22 protein-coding genes are annotated in these 22,818 nt (G+C 47.2%); 18 read left to right on the forward strand and 4 right to left on the reverse strand.

What is annotated here, in order from left to right:
• Nucleotides 1-24: 24 nt before the first annotated feature.
• Nucleotides 25-186 (reverse strand): YqzM family protein, encoded by a 162-nt coding sequence (locus Q9R23_RS00615; RefSeq protein WP_023467431.1) that lies wholly within the window; start codon nt 184-186, stop codon nt 25-27.
• A 100-nt stretch (nt 187-286) separates the two neighbouring features.
• Between Q9R23_RS00615 and holA the strand changes: the two genes are divergently transcribed.
• Both holA and Q9R23_RS00625 read left to right on the forward strand, forming a co-directional pair.
• Nucleotides 287-1,288: a DNA polymerase III subunit delta gene (gene holA, locus Q9R23_RS00620; RefSeq protein WP_214854778.1), complete on the forward strand. Its 1,002-nt coding sequence runs from the start codon at nt 287-289 to the stop codon at nt 1,286-1,288.
• Nucleotides 1,289-1,304: 16 nt separating this feature from the next.
• Nucleotides 1,305-1,745 carry a GNAT family N-acetyltransferase gene (locus Q9R23_RS00625; RefSeq protein WP_311246245.1) on the forward strand — a complete coding sequence of 147 codons (441 nt, stop codon included), beginning with the start codon at nt 1,305-1,307 and terminating at the stop codon, nt 1,743-1,745.
• A gap of 127 nt (nt 1,746-1,872) precedes the next feature.
• Here the strand turns inward: Q9R23_RS00625 and rpsT are convergent, their stop codons facing one another.
• Nucleotides 1,873-2,133: a 30S ribosomal protein S20 gene (gene rpsT / locus Q9R23_RS00630; RefSeq protein WP_023467434.1), complete on the reverse strand. Its 261-nt coding sequence runs from the start codon at nt 2,131-2,133 to the stop codon at nt 1,873-1,875.
• A gap of 232 nt (nt 2,134-2,365) precedes the next feature.
• Here rpsT and lepA point away from each other — a divergent pair, with 232 nt between their 5' ends.
• From lepA to Q9R23_RS00705, 15 genes are all read left to right on the forward strand, one after another.
• On the forward strand, nt 2,366-4,189 hold the full coding sequence (gene lepA / locus Q9R23_RS00635; RefSeq protein WP_214854783.1) for a translation elongation factor 4: 1,824 nt from the start codon (nt 2,366-2,368) through the stop codon (nt 4,187-4,189).
• Between the two features lie 58 nt (nt 4,190-4,247).
• Complete coding sequence (hemW, locus tag Q9R23_RS00640; RefSeq protein ID WP_483867089.1) at nt 4,248-5,393, forward strand: radical SAM family heme chaperone HemW; 1,146 nt, start codon at nt 4,248-4,250, stop codon at nt 5,391-5,393.
• A 326-nt stretch (nt 5,394-5,719) separates the two neighbouring features.
• Entirely contained in the window at nt 5,720-6,754 is a 1,035-nt protein-coding gene (hrcA, locus tag Q9R23_RS00645; protein ID WP_035409289.1) for a heat-inducible transcriptional repressor HrcA, read from the forward strand.
• Between the two features lie 24 nt (nt 6,755-6,778).
• Nucleotides 6,779-7,336 carry a nucleotide exchange factor GrpE gene (gene grpE / locus Q9R23_RS00650; protein ID WP_023467440.1) on the forward strand — a complete coding sequence of 186 codons (558 nt, stop codon included), beginning with the start codon at nt 6,779-6,781 and terminating at the stop codon, nt 7,334-7,336.
• Between the two features lie 48 nt (nt 7,337-7,384).
• On the forward strand, nt 7,385-9,211 hold the full coding sequence (dnaK, locus tag Q9R23_RS00655; RefSeq protein WP_035398411.1) for a molecular chaperone DnaK: 1,827 nt from the start codon (nt 7,385-7,387) through the stop codon (nt 9,209-9,211).
• A gap of 132 nt (nt 9,212-9,343) precedes the next feature.
• Nucleotides 9,344-10,450 (forward strand): molecular chaperone DnaJ, encoded by a 1,107-nt coding sequence (dnaJ, locus tag Q9R23_RS00660; RefSeq protein WP_023467442.1) that lies wholly within the window; start codon nt 9,344-9,346, stop codon nt 10,448-10,450.
• 25 nt (nt 10,451-10,475) lie between these two features.
• Nucleotides 10,476-11,423, forward strand: coding sequence for a 50S ribosomal protein L11 methyltransferase (gene prmA, locus Q9R23_RS00665; protein ID WP_290782364.1), 948 nt, complete (start codon nt 10,476-10,478; stop codon nt 11,421-11,423).
• A 4-nt stretch (nt 11,424-11,427) separates the two neighbouring features.
• The gene (locus tag Q9R23_RS00670; RefSeq protein ID WP_214854793.1) at nt 11,428-12,174 is read left to right on the forward strand and encodes a 16S rRNA (uracil(1498)-N(3))-methyltransferase; all 747 of its coding nucleotides are present in this window, start codon (nt 11,428-11,430) and stop codon (nt 12,172-12,174) included.
• A 5-nt stretch (nt 12,175-12,179) separates the two neighbouring features.
• Nucleotides 12,180-13,514, forward strand: a complete 1,335-nt coding sequence (gene mtaB / locus Q9R23_RS00675) for a tRNA (N(6)-L-threonylcarbamoyladenosine(37)-C(2))-methylthiotransferase MtaB (protein ID WP_023467445.1) — start codon at nt 12,180-12,182, stop codon at nt 13,512-13,514.
• Between the two features lie 107 nt (nt 13,515-13,621).
• Nucleotides 13,622-14,317 (forward strand): 23S rRNA pseudouridine(2604) synthase RluF, encoded by a 696-nt coding sequence (gene rluF, locus Q9R23_RS00680; protein ID WP_223041446.1) that lies wholly within the window; start codon nt 13,622-13,624, stop codon nt 14,315-14,317.
• A 47-nt stretch (nt 14,318-14,364) separates the two neighbouring features.
• Nucleotides 14,365-15,246: an EamA family transporter RarD gene (gene rarD / locus Q9R23_RS00685; protein WP_290755126.1), complete on the forward strand. Its 882-nt coding sequence runs from the start codon at nt 14,365-14,367 to the stop codon at nt 15,244-15,246.
• 16 nt (nt 15,247-15,262) lie between these two features.
• Nucleotides 15,263-16,147: an EamA family transporter RarD gene (gene rarD / locus Q9R23_RS00690; RefSeq protein WP_214854802.1), complete on the forward strand. Its 885-nt coding sequence runs from the start codon at nt 15,263-15,265 to the stop codon at nt 16,145-16,147.
• A gap of 76 nt (nt 16,148-16,223) precedes the next feature.
• Complete coding sequence (deoC, locus tag Q9R23_RS00695) at nt 16,224-16,889, forward strand: deoxyribose-phosphate aldolase (RefSeq protein WP_023467449.1); 666 nt, start codon at nt 16,224-16,226, stop codon at nt 16,887-16,889.
• Nucleotides 16,890-17,026: 137 nt separating this feature from the next.
• Nucleotides 17,027-18,001 (forward strand): BMP family lipoprotein, encoded by a 975-nt coding sequence (locus tag Q9R23_RS00700; protein ID WP_056060078.1) that lies wholly within the window; start codon nt 17,027-17,029, stop codon nt 17,999-18,001.
• Entirely contained in the window at nt 17,998-19,647 is a 1,650-nt protein-coding gene (locus Q9R23_RS00705) for a methyl-accepting chemotaxis protein (protein ID WP_214854804.1), read from the forward strand. The genes Q9R23_RS00700 and Q9R23_RS00705 overlap by 4 nt, the downstream gene beginning before the upstream one ends.
• Before the next feature lie 270 nt (nt 19,648-19,917).
• Here Q9R23_RS00705 and Q9R23_RS00710 read toward each other — a convergent pair whose 3' ends face one another.
• The gene (locus Q9R23_RS00710; RefSeq protein ID WP_290754715.1) at nt 19,918-21,156 is read right to left on the reverse strand and encodes a murein hydrolase activator EnvC family protein; all 1,239 of its coding nucleotides are present in this window, start codon (nt 21,154-21,156) and stop codon (nt 19,918-19,920) included.
• 334 nt (nt 21,157-21,490) lie between these two features.
• Nucleotides 21,491-22,240 (reverse strand): SDR family NAD(P)-dependent oxidoreductase, encoded by a 750-nt coding sequence (locus Q9R23_RS00715; RefSeq protein ID WP_290754717.1) that lies wholly within the window; start codon nt 22,238-22,240, stop codon nt 21,491-21,493.
• Between the two features lie 136 nt (nt 22,241-22,376).
• Between Q9R23_RS00715 and Q9R23_RS00720 the strand changes: the two genes are divergently transcribed.
• Nucleotides 22,377-22,811 (forward strand): YkvA family protein, encoded by a 435-nt coding sequence (locus Q9R23_RS00720; RefSeq protein ID WP_029341012.1) that lies wholly within the window; start codon nt 22,377-22,379, stop codon nt 22,809-22,811.
• Nucleotides 22,812-22,818 lie beyond the last annotated feature (7 nt).

The raw sequence follows: 22,818 nt of genomic DNA on the forward strand, positions 1-22,818 counted from the left end.
CCCCCAAGGTTGCTGTTTTACTGATTATAGACTTAAGAACTTAATTGCGACACCGATGATGAACAAGACTGCGAAGAAGCCGAATGATGCACCAAAACCAACGGCAGAGTCGAGCGCATCGTTGCGTTTTGATTGAATATCGTTCTCGAACGCGTTTTCACTTGGTGGGCGTACTGAATGTGCCATGCTGCATTCCCCCTTAATAGATTCCGCTTCTAGTATAGCGGAATAAAAGAGGATTATCTATGATGAAGTTAAGAACAAACTGTGAAATGTGGTGGGAATGATGAAAACTCCTTGGCTCGTCAACGGAAAATTAACGAATTTATACTTATTATATGGAACAGAACGACACTTGTTAGAAGAATGGGAACGTGAAATCGTGAAAGCGGCTCTGCCAGACGGAGAACGCTTTGATTATATGAAAATCGATTTGAACGACCAACCGCTTGATGCAGTACTCGATGAAGCGGAAACGGTACCCTTTTTAAGCGACTACCGTGTCGTCGTTGCAAAACCGGCAACGTTTCTGACAGGAGCGAAAGATAAAAAACAACATAACCTCGAACGGTTAGCAGATTATATCCTACAACCGGCAGACTACGCGGTCGTTGTCTTGATCGTCGAAGCAGAAAAGCTCGATGAACGAAAAACCGTCGTCAAACGATTGAAGGAGCGCGCGACGGTACTAGAGGCAAAAAAACCGACGACCGAAGAGTTGTTCCGCTTCGTTCTGGATGCTGTTAACGACAAAGGATATCGGATGGAACGTCCGGCAATCGAGCGACTCATTTTCTTGACTGCTGAGATGTGGGGGACATTAGCGCACGAACTGGAGAAGTTGATGTTGTTCGCAGGAGATCGCCCGACGATCGAAATCGAGGATGTCGATTTGTTGGTTCCGCGGACATTAGAGGACAACGTCTTTCAATTAACGGACTACTTGATGAAGCGTCAACTCGAACCGGCAATCCGCTTGATTCGCGACCTAGAAAAACAAGGACAGGAAGTGTTGGCACTTCTTGGACTGATGGCACGCCAATACCGGATGATGCTGTTATCGAAACGATTAGCAGAACAAGGGTACGGAGAACGACAAATCGCATCAAAAGTCGGAGCTCATCCATATGCGATCAAATTGGCATTACAGTCTGCGAAGCGGTTTACGTTTGCGCAGCTCGAGCAAGCACTCATCGCCATCACGACGACGGATGAAGGCATGAAGACGGGGCGCGGTGATAAGAAAATTTTATTTGATGCGTTGATCGTTCGCTTAGCGACGTTATAAGAGGAGGAAATCAAACATGAAAGTTCAGCTCATTACAGCAGAAGAAGTCATCCCATTACGGCATGAAGTGTTGCGTCCTCATCAACCACGTGAAGCGTGTGTTTATCCAGACGATGCGCGTGCCTCGACGTTTCATCTCGGCGGGGTAAAAGCACAACAAATCGTCGCGATCGGTAGTTTCTCGGAACAATCACATGCACAAGCGCCAGGAGCAACGTACCAACTTCGTGGAATGGCGTCGAGTGAACAAGTGCGTGGTGAAGGGTATGGTCGGGCGCTGATTGAAGAAGCCCGTCGTCTCTTGGAAGAACGACAAGTGACAGCTTGGTGGTGTAACGCCCGCATTACGGCACTTCCTTTTTATGAGCGTCTTGGACTAGAGCGCGTCGGAGAGCCTTTCATGATTGAAGGAATCGGTCTTCACTATGTCATGATCGACCGTCTAAACGACAAATAGGACAACAAATGGCGGACGAAGGAATCGTTTCACACGAGTCCTTCGTCCGCCATTTCACATCATATAAAAAAATCGCCACTGGAGATACCTCCTAGTGGCGACCCATCACCGTATTCTTCGGAAAGAATTAAAGTGCGTTTACGAGTTTAGCGAGACGTGATTTGTCACGACCAGCTTTGTTGCTGTGGATGAGACCTTTAGCAGCAGCTTTGTCGATTTTTTTAGAAGCTGTAGCGAAAGCAAGGACCGCTTGGTCTTTGTTACCTTCAGCTGCGAAAGTTTCGACTGCTTTAATCGCTGAACGCATTGCCGATTTACGTTGTACGTTAGCGACGCGGCGTTTTTCAGCTGTTTTAACGCGTTTGATTGCTGATTTAATGTTAGCCATGGATGATTCACCTCCAATAAAACTCATTCGAGATTTATATTCGCATATCTGCAGTTATCGTTCAACAGAACAAACACAATTGTAGCAAACGTTTTTCTTAAAAGCAATACGACGTCTAGGGAATCTTCACATTTTGTTTTTCGGGTAAAGCAAAACGAGATAGTACAGTGAAGCGCTTTTTGGTATAATGAACCGTATGTACGTTTGAAAATAAGGTAAGGTGACTCTAAACATGACGAATGAAGACCGTTTAAAGCGGCAGAAGAGTATTCGTAACTTCTCGATCATTGCCCATATCGATCACGGGAAGTCGACACTCGCTGACCGGATTTTAGAAAAAACTGGCGCGCTGACATCGCGTGAAATGAAAGATCAGACACTTGATGCCATGGAGCTCGAACGTGAGCGTGGCATCACGATTAAACTGAATGCTGTTCAATTGAAGTATACAGCAAAAGACGGGGAAGATTACATTCTTCACCTCATCGATACACCGGGACACGTCGACTTCACATATGAAGTCTCACGTTCACTTGCAGCTTGTGAAGGAGCTGTCCTCGTCGTCGATGCGGCGCAAGGCATCGAAGCGCAGACGCTTGCGAATGTTTACTTAGCACTCGACAACGATCTCGAAATCCTTCCGATCATCAACAAAATCGATTTACCTTCTGCGGATGTCGAACGCGTCCGTCAAGAAATCGAAGATGTCATCGGGCTTGATGCGTCTGAAGCCGTTCCGACTTCTGCGAAGGCAGGGATCGGCATTGAAGAAATTCTCGAACAAATCGTCGAGAAAGTACCAGCGCCGACGGGTGATCCGTCTGCACCACTCGAAGCATTGATCTTTGACTCCTATTATGACGCTTACCGTGGTGTCGTAGCATCGATTCGAATCGTCAACGGAACAGTTAAGGTCGGCGACAAGATTCGGATGATGTCGACAGGTAAGGACTTTGAGGTTCTGGAGCTTGCCGTTGCGACACCAAAACCATTACGTCAGCAAGAATTGACAGTCGGTGATGTTGGGACGTTGTCTGCTTCGATCAAAACGGTCGGCGACGTACGTGTCGGGGATACGATTACGCTCGCGAAACAGCCAGCTACTGAAGCACTGCCAGGATACCGGAAGATGAATCCAATGGTATACTGTGGACTCTATCCAATCGATGCTGCGAAATACAATGATTTACGAGAAGCACTTGAAAAACTACAACTCAGTGACGCAGCGCTCGAATTCGAACCAGAGACATCACAAGCGCTCGGATTCGGATTCCGTTGTGGATTCCTCGGGATGCTCCACATGGAAATCATTCAGGAGCGGATCGAACGTGAGTTCAACATCGATATGATCACGACGGCACCGTCCGTTATCTACCACGTGACGACGACAGCAGGTGAAGTCTTGCATGTCGATAACCCATCGAAGATGCCGGATCAGCAAAAAGTCGAATTCATTGAAGAACCATTCGTCAAGGCTGCCGTCATGACACCGAATGATTACGTCGGTGCGATCATGGAGTTGTGTCAGAAGAAGCGTGGAACATTCGTCGATATGCAATATATCGATACGACACGCGTCAAAATCACGTATGAATTGCCGTTGTCTGAGATCGTCTACGATTTCTTTGATCAGTTGAAATCGAGTACAAAAGGATATGCGTCACTTGATTATGAATTGATTGGCTACCAACAGTCGCGTCTCGTCAAGATGGATATCCTTCTTAATAACGAAAACGTCGATGCGCTTAGCTTCATCGTTCACCGTGACTTCGCGTACGAACGTGGAAAGGTCATCGTTGATAAGCTGAAGGAATTGATTCCGCGGATGCAGTTCGAAGTGCCGATTCAGGCAGCAGTCGGAACGAAGATCGTCGCGCGTTCGACGATCAAAGCATTACGTAAGAACGTTCTCGCAAAATGTTACGGGGGAGACATCTCTCGGAAACGGAAGTTGCTCGAGAAGCAAAAAGAAGGTAAGAAACGCATGAAGATGGTAGGCTCAGTAGAGGTACCGCAAGAAGCCTTCATGTCCGTTCTATCCATGGACGAAGATTAAACAGGTGGGGGGCGCTTGCGTCCCCTTTTTGGTTTTTATAGAGAAAGGATGAGGCGAAATGGGAATACGCGCCGCATATGTCCACATCCCTTTTTGTGAACATATTTGTTACTACTGTGATTTCAATAAAGTCTTTTTAAAGAATCAGCCCGTCGATGAATACCTCGATGCCCTCGAACGCGAAATCGAATTGACGTTGAAACAATACCCGACGGACCATCTCGAGACGATCTTCATCGGTGGCGGAACACCAACTGCTTTAAATGAACCACAGATGCAACGTTTGATGGAAATCATCCAGAGACACTTATTGCCACTGACAGGCGATGATTTAGAGTACACGGTCGAGTCGAATCCGGACGGTGTATCGGAAGAGAAACTTGATATTATGAAGACAGGTGGTGTCAATCGTGTCAGTTTCGGTGTCCAATCGTTTGACGATGGTTTGCTCGAACGCATCGGTCGAACGCACCGGGAAGCGAAAGTCGCCCAGACGCTCGACGCAGCAGCGAAACGATTTAATAATATCTCCGTTGATTTGATGTTCGGATTACCGAATCAGACGCTCGATCAGGTCCGCTACGATGTCACGCAGGCACTTCAATTGCCGATCACCCATATCTCTTCTTATTCATTGATTTTAGAACCGCATACGGTCTTTGCGATTCAAGAGCGAAAAGGAAAGCTACCGCTACCGACGCAAGATCTCGAGGCAGAGATGTATCAAGTGATGATCGATACGATCGAAGCAGGTGGTTATGCACAGTATGAGATCTCGAACTTCGCGCAAGCAGGAAAAGAGAGTCGTCATAATCGCGTCTACTGGGAAAACGATGAGTACTACGGATTTGGTGCAGGCTCACATAGCTACATCAATCAGACGCGTCGTGCGAACATTGCACCGATTCCGCACTATATCAAGGCAGAAGGGTTACCGGTTCGAAAAGAGACGCCGTTGACGAACGTTGAGCGGATGGAAGAAGAGATGTTCCTCGGCCTTCGAATGAAGGATGGCGTATCGTTCGAGCGTTTCCGGACGAAGTATGGAGTAGCGTTTGAAGATGTATTTGGTGACGTCATGAAACGGTTGTTGCCAAACGGTCTCGTCGAGCAGACGGAGACACATATCCGTTTGACGCCAGCCGGAATTCCGCTAGCGAACGAAGTCTTTGCAGAGTTCATCGGCGAAGCGCAAGTACAATGACATAAGAGTAACTGAAATCAATGAAAATGAGAGAAGCGGTGTTTCCCAAATGTGGAACACCGCTTCTCTCATTTTTTCGACTTCCTTAAAAAATACGCAGTCGTTCCGATGACCGCGATGAACAGCCAGACAAAGACTCCCGCCATTGCCAATAATTCAATCATCCGATTCATCCTTTCCATTCTTTGTTTCACTGTATCGCAGAATGGGAAACTGTTCAAAGGGACACGTAATTCAGTTGACATCGGGCGGACAATTCCTTATAGTAAAAGATGTAATTAGCACTCGTTAAAAGTGAGTGCTAACAAAATAAGGTGGTGAAGAAGGTGCTGACGGATCGTCAATTGTTGATTTTACGTGCAATCGTCGATGATTATATCAAGACTGCTCAACCCGTCGGCTCACGGACGCTCTCAAAACGAGACGACGTGACGTTCAGTTCCGCGACCATTCGTAACGAGATGGCGGACCTCGAAGAGATGGGTCTGATTGAAAAGCCACACACTTCCGCAGGACGGATTCCTTCTGAACTCGGATATCGTTTTTATGTCGACCATCTGATTCGTCCGGAAAACATCACACCAAAAGAAGCACAGGCATTGAAATCACTCTTTGCCCATTCCGTGAATGAGAATGATCGGTTGATTCGGCACACAGCAGACCTGTTGAGTGATTTAACCCATTACACGACACTTGTACTTGGACCAAAAGAAGACGGACAACGCCTGCATCATCTAGAATTGATTCCTCTTGCCGAAGGTCGTGTCGTCATCGTTCTCGTCACGGAGACGGGACATGTTGAACACAAGACATTGCAATTGAATCAAGCGTTGTCCCAGGAAGCAGCGAGCCGACTGATGGAACGTCTGAACCAGACGTTGCGCGGTACGCCGCTCTCAGCCTTACGCAGTCGTCTGCTTGAGGAAATCCGTCGCTTCCGTTCAGAGCATTCTGAGCAGACGGTATTGCTCTCGAAAGCACTTGATCTCGTCTTGACGGATCAAGAGGAGCGACCGTTCATTTATTTGGGCGGGAAAGCCAACATGTTCGATCAGCCTGAATTTCAGGACGTCGCAAAATTAAGACCTGTTCTCGAACTGATCGAACAGCAAGAAGCTGTTCTCGATTTCCTACGACCGAATCTCGATAATCAAATCTTGATTACGATCGGGAGTGAGAACAATATGGATGCATTAAAAGATTGTAGCGTCATCCGGGCCCATTATTCGGTCGACGGTGTCTCAATTGGGACACTGGCATTGATCGGACCGAAACGGATGGATTACAACCGGGGAATCAACTCGATCATCCATCTACTTCAAGCATTCCAAACCGAATTGCATAAGAACAATTTGGATTGAATATAGAAAGGGGCTCGATTCAGAGTGGAAGAAAAAGAACAGAATCAAAACCTCCAACAAGAAGAAAACGTGACAGAGCCGACTGAAACCGTCGAAGTCACAGAAGAAGAAGTCATCCAAGCGGATCTCGTCGAAGACGAGAAGCCAGACTTCGAAGCACAACTCGCAGAAGCAAAAGCTTCAGAATTACGCCTCCGTGCGGATTTTGAGAACTTCAAGCGTCGTAACCGTGTCGAAGCAGAGAACCGCGCGAAGTATTCTTCACAAGCGATTGTCGAAAAGCTGTTGCCACTCGTCGATAACTTGGACCGGGCGCTCCAAATCGAGACGGAAAACGAGGAGACGAAATCTGTCTTGACGGGTGTCGAGATGGTAAAACGTCAACTCGTCGAAACGCTTCAAAATGAAGGCGTCGTCGAGATTCCAGCTGTCGGTGAAGCGTTCGATCCGAACTTACACCAAGCGGTCGTTCAAGAAGCGAGCGAAGAACACGAATCAGGCGTCGTCATCGCTGAATTTCAAAAAGGGTACAAATTGCACGATCGTGTGATTCGTCCGAGTATGGTTAAAGTAGCTGAGTAATCAGCTTGCACTTTATTATTCCAATCATTGAAAGCGAGGAAATAGATCATGGCAAAAATCATCGGTATTGACTTAGGTACAACGAACTCATGTGTTGCAGTAATGGAAGGTGGCGAACCAGTCGTCATCGCTAACGCAGAAGGAAACCGTACGACACCATCTGTCGTCGCATTCAAAAACGGCGAGCGTCAAGTAGGGGAAGTCGCAAAACGTCAAGCGATCACGAACCCGAACACGATCATGTCGATCAAGCGTCATATGGGTACGGACTATAAAGTAGAAGTTGAAGGCAAAGACTACACACCACAAGAAGTCTCTGCGATCATCCTTCAAAAACTAAAAGCGCAAGCAGAAGACTACCTCGGTGAAAAAGTCACAGAAGCTGTCATCACAGTACCTGCTTACTTCAACGATGCAGAACGCCAAGCGACAAAAGACGCTGGTACGATTGCTGGTCTTGATGTAAAACGGATCATCAACGAGCCTACAGCGGCAGCACTCGCATACGGTCTCGAAAAAGGCGAAGATCACACGATCCTCATCTATGACCTTGGTGGCGGTACGTTCGACGTGTCGATCCTTGAACTCGGTGATGGCGTCTTTGAAGTTGTTTCAACTGCTGGTGACAGCCGTCTTGGTGGAGATGATTTCGACCAAAAAATCATCGACCATCTCGTAGCAGAATTCAAAAAAGAAAATGGCATCGATCTTGCTCAAGATAAGATGGCGCTTCAACGTTTGAAAGATGCAGCTGAAAAAGCGAAAAAAGACCTTTCAGGTGTTTCTTCAACACAAATCAGCCTTCCGTTCATCACAGCTGGCGCATCAGGTCCACTTCACTTGGAAATGACACTTTCACGCGCGAAATTCGACGATCTCACAGCAGATCTCGTTGAACGTACGATGGAACCAACACGCCGTGCTATGAACGATGCAGGTCTGACACCAGACAAAATCGACAAAATCATCCTCGTTGGTGGTTCGACTCGTATTCCTGCAGTTCAAAAAGCAATCCAAGACTTCACTGGTAAAGAATCGTTCAAAGGGGTTAACCCGGATGAAGTCGTTGCCCTCGGTGCAGCGGTTCAAGGTGGCGTATTGACAGGAGACGTCAAAGACGTCGTTCTTCTCGACGTAACTCCACTCTCACTCGGTATCGAGACAATGGGTGGCGTGATGACGAAATTGATCGATCGTAACACAACGATCCCGACTTCGAAATCACAAGTCTTCTCGACTGCAGCAGACAGCCAACCAGCTGTTGACATCCACGTCCTCCAAGGGGAACGTCCAATGGCAGCAGATAACAAAACACTTGGTCGCTTCCAATTGACGGATATTCCGCCAGCACCACGTGGCGTGCCACAAATCGAAGTTAAATTCGACATCGATGCGAACGGTATCGTTAACGTTTCTGCGAAAGATCTCGGAACGAACAAAGAACAGTCAATCACGATCCAATCATCAAGCGGTTTGACTGAAGCGGACATCGAGCAAATGGTCAAAGATGCAGAAGCAAACGCGGACGCAGACAACAAGCGTAAAGAAGAAGTCGAATTACGCAATGAAGCAGACCAACTCGTCTTCGCAACAGATAAAGCAATCAAAGACCTCGGTGAGCAAGTCGCTGACGCTGATAAAGAAAAAGCAGAAGCTGCAAAAGAAAAAGTAACGAAAGCTCTCGAAGGAACAGACATCGAAGCAATCCGTTCTGCAAAAGACGAATTGTCGACAGTCGTTCAAGAGTTGACACAAAAAGTCTACGAGAACATGGCACAGCAACAAGCTGGCGCTGAAGGCGCACAAGCTGGTGGTCAAGACGACAACGTCATGGACGCTGAGTTCGAAGAAGTCGACGAGAAAGACAACAAGTAATTCATCCGACCGATTTTTCGGGCGCTAGAGAGAGCCAAAGCGTATCCGCGCTTTGGCTCTTTCCATGTCGCACGAAGTTCGGTAAAATCAAACAGTATGAAATGAATCGGAATCGAGAGAGGAAGACTGCACGTGGAAAAACGCGATTATTATGAAGTACTAGGCGTCGCGCGCGATGCCTCATCAGCGGAAATCAAACGCGCGTACCGTAAGCTTGCCCGGACGTACCACCCGGACGTCAACAAGGAAGCAGATGCGGATGCGAAATTCAAGGAATTATCGGAAGCGTATGAAGTGTTGTCCGATGACAATAAACGAGCACGTTACGACCAATTCGGTCACCAAGATCCATCACAAGGTGGCGGTGGATTCAGTGGAGCTGAAGGATTTGGCGACATCTTCGACATGTTCTTCGGTGGCGGACGTCGTCAAGATCCAAACGCACCACGTAAAGGACAGGATTTACAATACGTCGAGGAAATCGACTTCATGGAATCGGTCACAGGCGTCGAGAAGACGATCACGATTCCAGTCGAAGAAGATTGCGGTACATGTCATGGTTCGGGTGCTAAACCAGGAACACATCCGGAAACATGTAAACGATGCGGTGGTTCGGGTCACATCAACGTCGAACAAAACACGATGTTCGGTCGTGTCGTCAACCAAACGACATGTTCGACATGTCATGGCCGTGGACAAATCGTCAAGGAGCCATGTGAAACATGTCGTGGAGCCGGTCGCGTTCGCAAAAACAAAGATGTCCGTGTCAAAATTCCAGCAGGGATCGACAATGGGCAACAAATCCGCTTAGCAGGTAAAGGGGAAGCCGGTGTCAACGGTGGACCAGCAGGTGACTTGTATGTCGTCGTTCGTGTCGCAGCACATGAACTGTTCGAACGTGTCGACGATCATATCGTCATGGATATGCCACTTACATTCGCGCAAGCAACACTGGGCGATGAGATCGAAGTGCCGACTGTTCACGGTAAGGTCAGTCTGAAGATTCCAGCCGGAACACAGACAGGATCACGATTCCGTCTCCGCGGAAAAGGGATGCCGAACGTTCGATCCGGTCACCATGGCGACCAGTACGTCAATGTCGTCGTCATTACACCGAAGAATCTGACGGAACGTCAAAAAGAACTCTTACGGGAATTCAATGAAATCAGCGATGAAAAAGGTGTCGAAGAGCAACACGAAGGTGTCTTCAGCCGGATCAAGACATTCTTTACAGGGTGATCACTACAGAGGAGCGTGACAAGAAATGAAATGGTCAGAGATCTGTGTCCATACGACACAAGAAGCCATCGAAGCAGTTTCAAACATCTTACATGAAGCGGGAGCAAGCGGAGTCGTTATCGAGGACGTCGAAGATTTCGAGATGATGTCCCACCGCGAAGATAACTTCGGTGAAATTTGGGATGAGACGAAACGAGACGAGTATCCGACACAAGGTGTACTCGTGAAGGCGTATCTTGCAGAAAGCAGCGATTTGACGGACACGATCAAAGGCATCGAACAGGACATCCAACAATTGACGAACTTCGGTCTGTCGATTGGCACGGGTGCTGTCACGCTGACTCAAGTAGATGAAGAAGACTGGGCACATTCATGGAAACAATTCTATAAACCGGTCAAGATCAGCCGCCACCTGACAGTCGTCCCAATGTGGGAAGACTACACGCCACAGCCGGATGAAAAGATCATCGAGCTCGATCCAGGCATGGCGTTCGGAACGGGAACACACCCGACGACGGTTCTTTGCATTCAAGCAATCGAAAACTACTTGCAAGAGCAAGATCGTGTCGTCGATGTCGGTACAGGATCCGGTGTCTTAGCGATTGCAGCTGCGAAGCTTGGGGCAAAGGATGTCTTTGCACTCGATTTAGACGAAGTCGCTGTCAAATCAGCGATGGAAAACGTCGCTTTGAACAACGTCAGTGAGCAGATCACGGTCCGTCAAGGCGATTTGATGAAGGAATTGAGTGAGCCGGTCGAGTTGATCGTCGCGAATATCTTAGCGGAAGTCATTCTCCTCTTCGTCAAGGATGCCTATACGCTGACGTTACCAGGTGGGCATTTTATCGCTTCCGGTATCATTAGTCAGAAAAAAGATATGGTCGTACAAGCGATGCAAGAAGCAGGATTTACGATCGTCGAGACGACGAAGCTTGAGGACTGGGTCGCAATCATCGCGAAACGGGAGGCATAAGCGCATGCAACGGTATTTCGTCGAACCTTCGATGCGTCAGGGAGATGTTTTTCATCTCCCGAAAGATGATGCACACCATATGAAAAACGTTATGCGGATGGAAGTCGGCGGAGAGATTCTCGTGCTCGATGGAACAGGTCTTTACCGGTGCCGCCTGGAAGCACTCGATAAACAAGCGGCTTCTGCCCGGATCGAAGAGACTCTACCGATCGAGACGGAATTACCGATTCGTGTGACGATCGCCCATGGATTGCCAAAAGGTGATAAGATCGAACTCGTTGCCCAAAAAGCAACGGAACTCGGGATCCATCATCTACGGATTTTCGAAGCCGACCGTTCCGTCTCGAAATGGGATCAGAAGAAGGTTCCGAAAAAGATTGAACGACTCGAAAAAATCGTCAAGGAAGCAGCGGAACAATCGTACCGTGCCCACTTGCCGACGGTCGACTTCGTGGCGTATGATGAAGTCTTACAGGATGCATCGAACTATACGGCTTGTCTGGTTGCCTATGAAGAATCAGCGAAACAAGGGGAGGCTTCCGTCCTCGCTACGACGCTTGCTGGGCTGCAAGAGGGAGATTCTCTTCTTGTCGTCATCGGACCTGAAGGTGGGTTCGCTGAAGCAGAAATCGCACGTTTGACGGATGCCGGTTTTAAAAAAGCCGCTCTAGGGCGCCGCATCTTACGGACGGAAACGGCACCATTTTATGTCCTTTCCGCCGTCTCGTATCATTTTGAATTGAAAGGGTGAACGAAATGGCAACTGTTGCCTTTCAAACGCTTGGCTGTAAAGTCAACCATTACGAAACAGAAGCTGTCTGGCAACTGTTCAAGGACGCTGGTTACGCACGCGTTGATTTTGCTGATCATGCGGACGTATATGTCGTCAATACATGTACGGTCACGAATACCGGAGATAAGAAAAGTCGCCAAGTCATCCGACGGGCGATTCGCCAAAATCCGGATAGTGTCATCTGCGTAACGGGCTGTTATGCCCAAACATCTCCTGCTGAAATCATGGCGATTCCTGGCGTCGATGTCGTCGTCGGAACACAAGATCGGCATAAAATGATTGGATACATCGAACAATTCCGTGAAGAACGCATGCCAATCAATGCGGTCGGAAACATCATGAAAGCAAAAGTCTATGAAGAACTGGATGTACCGGCCTTTACGGACCGGACAAGGGCTTCTCTGAAAATTCAGGAAGGCTGTAACAATTTCTGTACGTTCTGTATCATCCCATGGGCGCGTGGTCTCATGAGGTCTCGTCAACCAGAAGATGTCTTGAAGCAAGCACAACAGCTCGTTGATGCGGGTTATAAAGAAATCGTCTTGACGGGCATCCATACAGGTGGCTACGGAGAAGACTTAAAAGACTACAACTTAGCGAAATTACTTAAAGCACTCGAATCCGTCAATGGACTCGAACGTTTACGGATTTCGTCGATCGAAGCGAGTCAAATCACGGACGAGGTACTTGATGTCCTGAAGGATTCACCGATTGTCGTTCGTCACTTGCACGTTCCGATCCAGTCTGCATCCGATACGGTCCTTCGCCGTATGCGCCGGAAGTATACGATGGCAGAATTCGGAGAACGGATTACGCGTTTGAAGGAAGTCCTGCCTGACTGTGCAATCACGTCAGATGTCATCGTTGGTTTCCCAGGTGAGACGGAAGAAGAGTTCATGGAAACGTTCAACTTCATCAATGATCATAAGTTCAGTGAATTGCATGTTTTCCCGTACTCGAAACGGACAGGAACACCAGCTGCGATGATGGACGATCAAGTCGAGGAATCAATCAAAGAAGAACGCGTCGCGCGTTTGATCGCCTTATCGGATCAACTCGCGAAGGAATATGCTTCGAAATATGAGGGAGAACTGCTTGAAATCATTCCGGAAGAATTCTCGGAAGAAGCAGGCGGTCGTCTCGTCGGTTATACGGATAACTATCTGCGTGTTGCAATCGAAGGCGATGAGTCAATGATCGGACAACTCGTTCGTGTCAAAATCACGAAAGCGGGCTATCCGATGAATGATGGTCAATTCGTTCGTATCATGCAGACACTCAAAGATGCTGCAGTCTAATCGAAAGGGCAAAGGGAACCTCTGGTTTTCTTTGCCACTTTTTTTGTTTTCATTTCAGGAATGCGCTACACTGAATACAGTTCAATTAAGGAAAGAGGATATCATTCATGCGAATCAACAAATTCATTAGCGAAACGGGCTTTTGCTCAAGGCGTGCTGCCGATAAATTAGTCGAAGCAGGTCGTGTGACGATCAACGGTCTGACAGCAGAACTCGGCTCGCAAGCTGAAGAGACGGACGTCGTCGAAATCGACGGTCAGCCGCTTCAGACAAAACCAAAACCTGTCTACATCGTCTTAAATAAACCAGTCGGCATCACGTGTACGACAGAGCTTGATATCGAAGGAAACATCATCGATTTCGTCAATCATCCGAAGCGGATTTTCCCAATCGGTCGCCTCGATAAAGATTCAGACGGCTTGATTCTGTTGACGAATGACGGTGATATCGTTAACCGGATCTTACGAGCAGAAAACAATCACGACAAAGAATATATCGTAACCGTCGATGCACCAATTACGGATACGTTCATTCAAGGGATGGCGAGTGGTGTTGACATTCTCGGTACGACAACGAAGGAATGCATCGTTGAACCACTTGAGACACGGACATTCCGGATCATTTTGACGCAAGGGTTAAATCGTCAGATTCGCCGTATGTGTAAAGAGTTCGGCTACCGAGTTAAGCGTCTCCAACGCGTTCGGATCATGAACATCGAGCTTGGCGATTTACCGATTGGTTCTTGGCGTGATTTGACAGAAGAGGAATTACGCGAGTTGTTTACGACGCTTGACGGGCAATAAGGTTCAATGAAAGTCGCCACTGGCGGCTTTCTTCATACATAAGGGGGATGACCGTGGATAAAAGGGGTATGAGTGCGACATTCGTCGCTTACGTGATTGGTGGACTGTTGCCGATCTACAAAGTATTTGCAACTGGTATTCCAGCATGGACGGTCGTTTCGATTCGGATTTTGAGTGCGTTCATCTTCGTGACACTGTTGTTACGCCTGACGAAGAAATTCCAATTCGTTCGTCAATTATGGCAAAACAAACGTCAGCGCTATACCGTGCTTGCGGCAGGTCTCGTGTTAGGCGGGAACTGGTCGCTCTATCTGTACGCCATCGGGGAAGGGTATATCGTTGAGTCGTCACTCGGGTATTACATCAATCCCCTCGTCAGCGTCTTGTTCGGTTTGATCTTTTTTAAGGAACGATTGACGCGTCCGCAAGTGATTGCGATTTTATCAGCAATCATCGGTGTGATGATTTTAACGCTCGGTTATGGTCAATTTCCGATCATCGCCTTTTCACTTGCCGTCTCGTTCGCATTTTACGGTGTACTAAAGAAAAAGGCAGCAGCTGAACCATTATCCGGATTATTTTTAGAGACACTGGTCACGCTCCCGTTCGCTCTCTTGACGCTTGGTGTGACAGATAGTCAACCGCTTGCGATGCCGACGAGTGCGCTGATTGCGATCATCATGCTCGGAATCGCAACAGCAGTCCAATTGATGTTATTTGGATACGGGATGCCGAAAATCCCGTTTGTCTATGTCGGAATTCTGCAGTACATTGCACCAACGTTGACGCTACTACTTGGAATTTATCTATTTAATGACGTCTTTACGACGATTCACTTCATCGCTTTTCTGTTCATTTGGATTGCCGTTGCTTTGTTTACGATCAGCGGTTTATCAGCAGGAAAGATACGGATGAAGAAGGTATCATAACGAAAGAAGGGATTATGTGAATCTATCGGGATTTTTTGCGACGCTTGTCGCATATATCATTTGGGGGCTCTTACCGCTTTACTGGAAGATGCTCGCTAATGTACCGAGTGAAGAGATACTAGCGCACCGGATCATCTGGTCGTTTCTATTTCTACTCATCTTACTGTCGTTTCAAAAAGCACTTGGAAAATGGAAGACGGCATTGCGTGATCCGTTCACGCGCCGACTCTTTTTCTTAAATGGACTGATCATCAGCTTGAATTGGTTCATCTACATATGGGCTGTCAATCATCAATTCATTGTTGAGGCGTCGCTCGGCTATTACATCAATCCGCTCGTCAGCATCGTCTTTGGTGTCTTCTTCTTTCAAGAAAAGCTCTCACGGATTGAATGGATCTCGATTGTCCTTGCGACGATCGGTGTTCTGATTTTAACGATTGGCTACGGCGAATTTCCATGGATCTCGATTGCGCTTGCCTTAAGCTTCGGCTTTTACGGCGTCGTCAAAAAGCGGCGACCGCTGGAATCAACGGTCAGTCTGACGCTTGAGACGATGGCGCCACTTCCGCTTGCTTTGATTTTCCTCGGCTATTGGCAAGTACAGGGAACGTCTTCGATGACTGAATCGATCGGTACGATGACCGGACTTATCTTGACCGGGATCGTTACCGCCGTGCCACTTTTGTTATTTGGATTCGGGGCACAACGAATTCCGTTCACATGGGTCGGATTCCTTCAATTCGTCGCACCGACCTTGTCGCTCGGACTCGGTGTTTTGCTCTATCATGAACCGTTTACTAAAACACACATGGTGGCGTTTACATGTATTTGGACAGCAGCGATCGTCTTTACGCTCAATGGAGTCTGGATTCGAAAAAAACAGCTTCGAAAAGTCGCGTAAAAAGATAGAAGTCAGACCTCTTGCGTGATAGAATAAAATCAGAGTCTAAGGGATACCCTTAAGGAGGACAACAATCATGAATTTAGCAGGAATGATCGACCATACGGCACTGAAGCCAGAAACATCACGTGCTCAAATCGAGACACTCTGTAAAGAAGCATTAGAATACAAATTCGCAAGCGTCTGTGTTAACCCGACATACGTCGCGTTAGCAGCAGAACTCTTAAAATCAGATGATGACGTCAAAGTCTGTACAGTCATCGGCTTCCCACTTGGAGCAAACACGCCAGAAGTGAAAGCATTCGAAACAAAAGATGCCATTCAAAACGGTGCGACAGAAATCGATATGGTTCTAAACATCGGTGCATTAAAAGATGGCGATCTTGAGTTAGTTGAACGTGACATTCGTGCGGTTGTCGAAGCGGCAAACGGTACACTCGTTAAAGTCATCTTCGAAAACTGCCTTCTTACAAAAGAAGAAATCAAAACAGCTGCTGAACTTTCAGTTAAAGCAGGTGCTAACTTCGTGAAGACATCGACTGGTTTCTCAACAGGTGGTGCAACAGTCGAAGACATCCGTCTCATGCGTGAGACAGTTGGTCCTGACATCGGTGTTAAAGCATCTGGTGGCGTTCGTGACTTCGAAGGTGCAAAAGCAATGATCGATGCAGGTGCATCACGCATTGGTGCATCAGCAGGAATCGCAATCGTTACAGGTGGTACGTCTGATAGCGATTACTAAGAATATCTGACATGTCCCTCTTTTTTAGAGGGGCGTTTTTTTGTGTTATGGGACTATTCTGAATTTAAATTTTGTATTAAGAAGTCAGACATCGCTTCCGATAATCAGATGTAGAATGTCGGAAGGATGTGGAATGAATGAAACGGTGGAGCGGAATCATACTGGCATCGACACTAAGCCTTGCAGGATGCGGTAGTGTCATCGATGATCCAGAACGGGCAGTCAAGGAGCGAAAGGAAATGGCGGTCGTCTTATCGGACGTTGGTCTTGGCGATCAATCATTCAGCGATGCAGCGATGAGCGGTATGGCGTTGTTACGGGAGAAGGAAGGCTGGTCGATCGATTACCGGGAATTAAACGAAACGAAGACCTATAAAACAGCATTCGAAGCGTTAGCGAAAAAGAAGCCGACCGTTATCGTCGGACTCGGCTACATGGGGCAGACAGATCTTGAGACCGTCGCTAAAAAATATCCGAAACAACAATTCGCCTTGATTGATGCCGTCTCGACGTTACCGAACGTACTCTCGGTTACGTTCAAAGAGGACGAAGGAAGCTACTTAGCGGGTGCCGCTGCAGGAATCCAAACCAAGACGAATACGATTGGTTTCGTCGGTGGGATGAAGTCGCCTTTGATTGAGAAGTTCGAAAAAGGATACATAGCTGGCGCTAAAGCCGTCAATCCGAAAACAAAGGTACTCGTCGAATATGCGGAGGACTTTGCGGCGCCCGAAAAGGGACGGACGCTTGCAAACGAAATGATGCAGAAAAAGGCAGACGTGTTATATGCAGCTGCTGGATTAACAGGGAGCGGCGTCCTTGAGGCAGCGCAAACGAAGGGGAAAAAAGCTATCGGTGTTGATAGCGATCAGACCCCGATCGCGCCTGACGCCGTCATGACGTCGATGCTAAAACAAGTTGATCTTGCGATTACGAAAATCGGACAAGATGTGGATGCAAAAGGACTCCAATCTGGACAAGTCGTCCTAGGTGTCAAAGAAGGGGCAATCCAGTTGGCTCCAATCCGTAATACGAACTTTACGGACGGGGAACGAAAAAAATTAGAGCAGCTGCAACAAGACGTGCTCGAAGGTAAGGTGACGATCCAATGACGTTACGGAAACGATTTTTACTCTCAACATTAGTGACGATTTTGAGTGTCGTCATCTTGATGGGATGGACCTTGTTCCAACTCCGTCAAATTCAATCCTATAACGAAGACTACGGGAAACAACTCGTTGAAATTTCAGAACTCGAAACGAAGCTCTTATATGAACAGGCAGCATGGAACCGACTGGCAAGCCAACCGTCTGAGAGTCAGGCGGAGCAGGTTCAGGCTCTTAGTAGGAAGAACGAGCAAGCTTTGAATCAGCTACAGAAGACATATTTGATTCCAGCGTTTCAAGAAGAGTTGAACCGGGCGGATATGAAGTATAAGACGCTCGCTGCAAAACGGACGGAACTGACGGACGCGGTGAATCCGATTGACATTCGCTCCCATGCTGCACGAATCGAAGGTGTCCTTAGTGATCTCTATACGTTACATACGAAAAATGGGGAATTTTATGATGTCTTACAACGTGAGGCAAAAGAGGAGACATTGAATTTGACGCGGACCGTCCTAATCGCGACATTCCTCCTCCTGATTGGTCTAGCCTTATACAATTGGTACTTCGCACGTAGTATCACGCGACCGATCAGCCGTGTCGTCCGGACAGCAGAGCAAATTTCGGATGGAGACTTGTCACAGGAACTGGTCGTATCCGGTCGAAAAGATGAGATTGGTCGACTCGAGACGGCTGTTGCGCAGATGCAAGGAACTTTACATGAGGTCATCGGAACGATCAGTCGCTCGTCGAACACGATTCGTCAGATGAGTACGGAAGCGACGACGGAGAACGCGAACATCGTCGAAGTTTCTGGTAACATGACCCATGCGATTAATGAGATGGCGAGTGGTACACAAACGGTGTCGGATGATATCCAGACGACAGTCAGTACGATGTCCGATATGCAACAGCTCTTCGAGGAGAGTGAACAACGTGCACAAACCGCTTATGCAGAAGGACAAGCGGCCGATCACGTGATGGTTCAAAGTAGTTCCGTCATGGAACAGCAAGCACGGTCACTTCGCGCGTCAACAGAACAAAATCGCGAACTCGGTCAGAAACTGGAAGGTTTCTTAGAACAGACGCAACAAATCGAGCAGATGGCACAACTCGTCGCGGGAGTCTCTGCGCAGACGAATTTATTGTCACTCAATGCGGCTATCGAGGCTGCACGGGCTGGGGAAGCCGGTCGTGGATTTGCCGTCGTGGCAAGTGAAGTCAAAAAGTTAGCGGACGAGACAAATGAGGCGACACGCTCGATCTTCTCACTCGTCCGTTCGATTCGTCAGGACGGGGCTGTCTTACAAGAAGCACTCGTGCAAGCGGAGCGGGAGCAGACGAACCAGGTCGAGAACTTTACGCACGTCCAGCAAGCATTCGGTGAGACGCGTCAAAAAGTAGCGAGTGTGACCGAAACACTCGATTATGTGACGAAACAACTCGTACATTCGAAACAACAAGCCCGCCATGTCGTTGGTCAAGTCAGTACAGTCAGTGGTGTCATGGAAGAACTTGCAGCCGGAAATGAAGAGATCGCAGCTTCAATGCGTGATCAACAGGCCTCGTTCGAACAGATTCATCAATTGATGCAAGAACTCGAATCGACGACGACGTCGCTTGACAGTCAGACACATCAATTCAAAATTTAATGAACACAGCAAGAGGCTGACTCAAAAGTCAGTCTCTACAAAGATAAGGGGGGACAGATCATCAATCTGTCCCCCTTATCTCATAATAAAAAGAATGACGCGTCACACGCCACTCCTACAGGAAAAACGCATTTGTGCGTTGTCAGAGACGAACAAGACCCGCTTTCCCGCTTAAATGAAGCAGGAAAACTGGCTTGTGTCTCGCCTGAGGAAAGGGCGTGAAGAGACGCGTCATTCTTTTTTGAGTCAGCCCCTTTTTCTTGAATCGACTTAGAAGAAGCTTTCTGGATCGAGCTCATTCGTCCGTCCATTCGCATCATACTTGTATCCACCATCGTGGATTTCAAAATGTAAGTGTGGACCAGTCGAGTTACCGGTGCTTCCGAGAACACCGATTTGCTGTCCTTGTTTGACTTGTTGTCCCTGTTTAACGTTCAAGGCATTCATATGGGCATACACGGTCGTATACGTTTTTCCGTCGATATTATGAGAGATATAGACGTGGTTGCCGTAAGGGCCACCTGAACTTGCTAAAATGACTGTCCCGCTTGCAGATGCAACGATTGGCGAGTTGAGTGGACCAGCGAAGTCGGTTCCATTGTGGTACGCATAACCATTACTTCCGCTTGCTGCCCCCATTCCTTGCGAGATAGAACCTTGAGCAGGTTTGATGAATTTACCTTTTGCTTTTGAGATGACTTTCGTACTAGCCTTGCTAACAGATACTGGCGCCGCCGATTGTTTTGCAGCAGCTGCCTTTGCTGCTCGTGCTGCTGCTTTTTCAGCTGCTTCCTGTGCCTTCAGTTGGGCCGATGCCTCTTTCAGGCTGAGGATGTTGGATTCGATTTTTTTCTTTTGTGACGTCAGACGTTTCAAGAGTGCTGTTCGTTTTTGTTTTTCTTTTTTGAGTTCACGTTGTTTCTTTTTTAAAACATTACGATCTTCAATCAAGTCTTGGCGTGTCTGCTTCAATTCTTCTTTCGCAGCTGCCAGTTCTTTTTTGTTTGATTCGTAATCTTTTAATAAAGAAGCATCGCTTTCCGCAATCGTATTGAAGGCATTGAAACGACTGATCATATCACCGACATCTTTTGCACCGAAGACGGCTTCAAGCAGCGGGGCATTATCGGCTTTCGACTGACGGACCGCCAGACGATCACCGAGCATTTTTTCTTGTTTCTTGATTTTCTTTTGCAACTTCTCGATCTTATCTTCTAATCGAGCAATCTGTTTCGTGTTTTCGTCGATTTTCTTTTGATTCTCGACGACTTGTAATGTCAGCCCATTAATCTGTTGATCCAGGGCGTAGACTTGTTGCTGTGCTTTAGATAATTGATTCTTTTTTTGAGACAACGCCTCGCGTTGCTTCGATTGTTGTTGCTGATTTTGTTGTTGTTTCTCTTTATATGAACTTGCCGCATCGACGGGAGTCGTCGTCATGAGCGGACTTGCGAGTAAGGTAAGTGTCATGAGCGATAACCCGATTGACTTTCCGAAAGGTCGTTTCATAAACTAAGCGTCATTCCTTTCCCTTGTGAAGTGTTACCTATCCCACTCTAACAAGAAAATCAGAAAATCCACTTTACAATTCTTTTAAAAAAATACAAGAGAAGCTAGCAGAAAGTATGAAGAATTTATGAAAATAATGATGCGTGAACAGAAGAATAAATAGAATATGTTGATATGAAAGGAATAATCATTATGTAATTGATTGATTTCCGAATGATGTCAGAAGATATATTTTTGTAACATCGTATAAATTGAACGTTTATTAATGTTTGAAAAAGGTATAAATATAGTTTTTGTGAAATGAAAAAGTGCCCCGAAAGGCACTCTGTCCGAATCATTCTTCATAAATCATCTTTCGTGTCATCCCACCGTCTAGAACCAGTGTTTCGCCCGTCAAGAAATCGTTATCCGGGTGTGTTAGATAGAGAGCCGCACGAGCGACATCACTTGGTTTTCCGACGCGACCAGCTGGATGTTGACTGTGGTCTTCAGGTGATAATTCTTGATAGTCACCGGTTTCAATCCAACCAGGAGCAATCGCGTTGACGAGAATTCCGTCTTCTCCGAGTGAGACAGCAAGTGCATGGGTCAGAGCAAAAATGCCACCTTTCGTCGATGCATAAGATTCTGTATGCGGTTCCGACATGAAGGCGCGGGTCGAAGCCAGGTTGACGATCCGACCACCACCTTTACTTTGTTTCAAATAAGGTGTAGCGGCCTTAGTCGTTAAAAAGATACTACGCAGGTTCGTATGATGAACCCGATCCCATTCCTCAAGTGACAATTCGAGTAAGGGTTTTCGAATCATGATACCGGCGTTATTGATGACGATGTCGATACGACCAGTATGTTCAATCGCTTTTTCAATCAACAGTTGAACGTCTTTTTCGTGTTGGATATCGAGGTGATAGAAGTAAGCCGTCCCACCATCTTCTTCAATTTGTTGAACTAATTCGTCTCCTGTCATCTGATCGATGTCAGCAAGAACTACATTTGCGCCATGCGCAGCGTAGGTGCGGGCGAGTTCTGCACCAATGCCATTCGCGGCTCCCGTAATGATGACGGTTTGATTAACATGATTCATAAAAATCATCCTTTCTGTAACGCTTCTCTCCTTTTTTTACCGTTCCATCATATCCTGAAACCTGACAGGATTATCATCCGTAGGAACAGGGAAATAGAAAAGCGTTGAAGTTACTTTAGAATGGGGGAAAATAGGAATGAAATTCTCGAATCAACAATTAGAAAAACAACAAAATCAATATGCCGAAGATGCAAAAGATTATATCGATCGCCCGAAAAAGACGAACTCGCTGTTACAACGAGCAACTGCAAAGGTAAACGGTAACTCTCGTTTGTCCGTCGTCTTCTCACCGTTGACGTTGTTCGTCGATATGATTCGCGCGTACCAGTCAGGTGAATATCGCAACATTCGTCGTACGACGATCTTAAAAGTAATCGGAGCGTTGATTTACCTCGTGTCACCGATTGACCTCGTACCTGATTTCGTACTCGGATTTGGTTTCGCAGACGATATCGCGGTCATCCTTTTCGTCACGAAAACAGTCTTTGAAGAATTGACACGTTTCAGTGACTGGCAAGATGAACAACAAAAGCGCCGTACGCAACCAGTACAAAGTGAGGATGCGTATTAATCAAATA

Origin of the sequence: Exiguobacterium sp. BRG2, assembly GCF_031844245.1 — a bacterium.
In the GTDB taxonomy this organism is placed as follows: Bacteria; Bacillota; Bacilli; order Exiguobacteriales; family Exiguobacteriaceae; genus Exiguobacterium_A.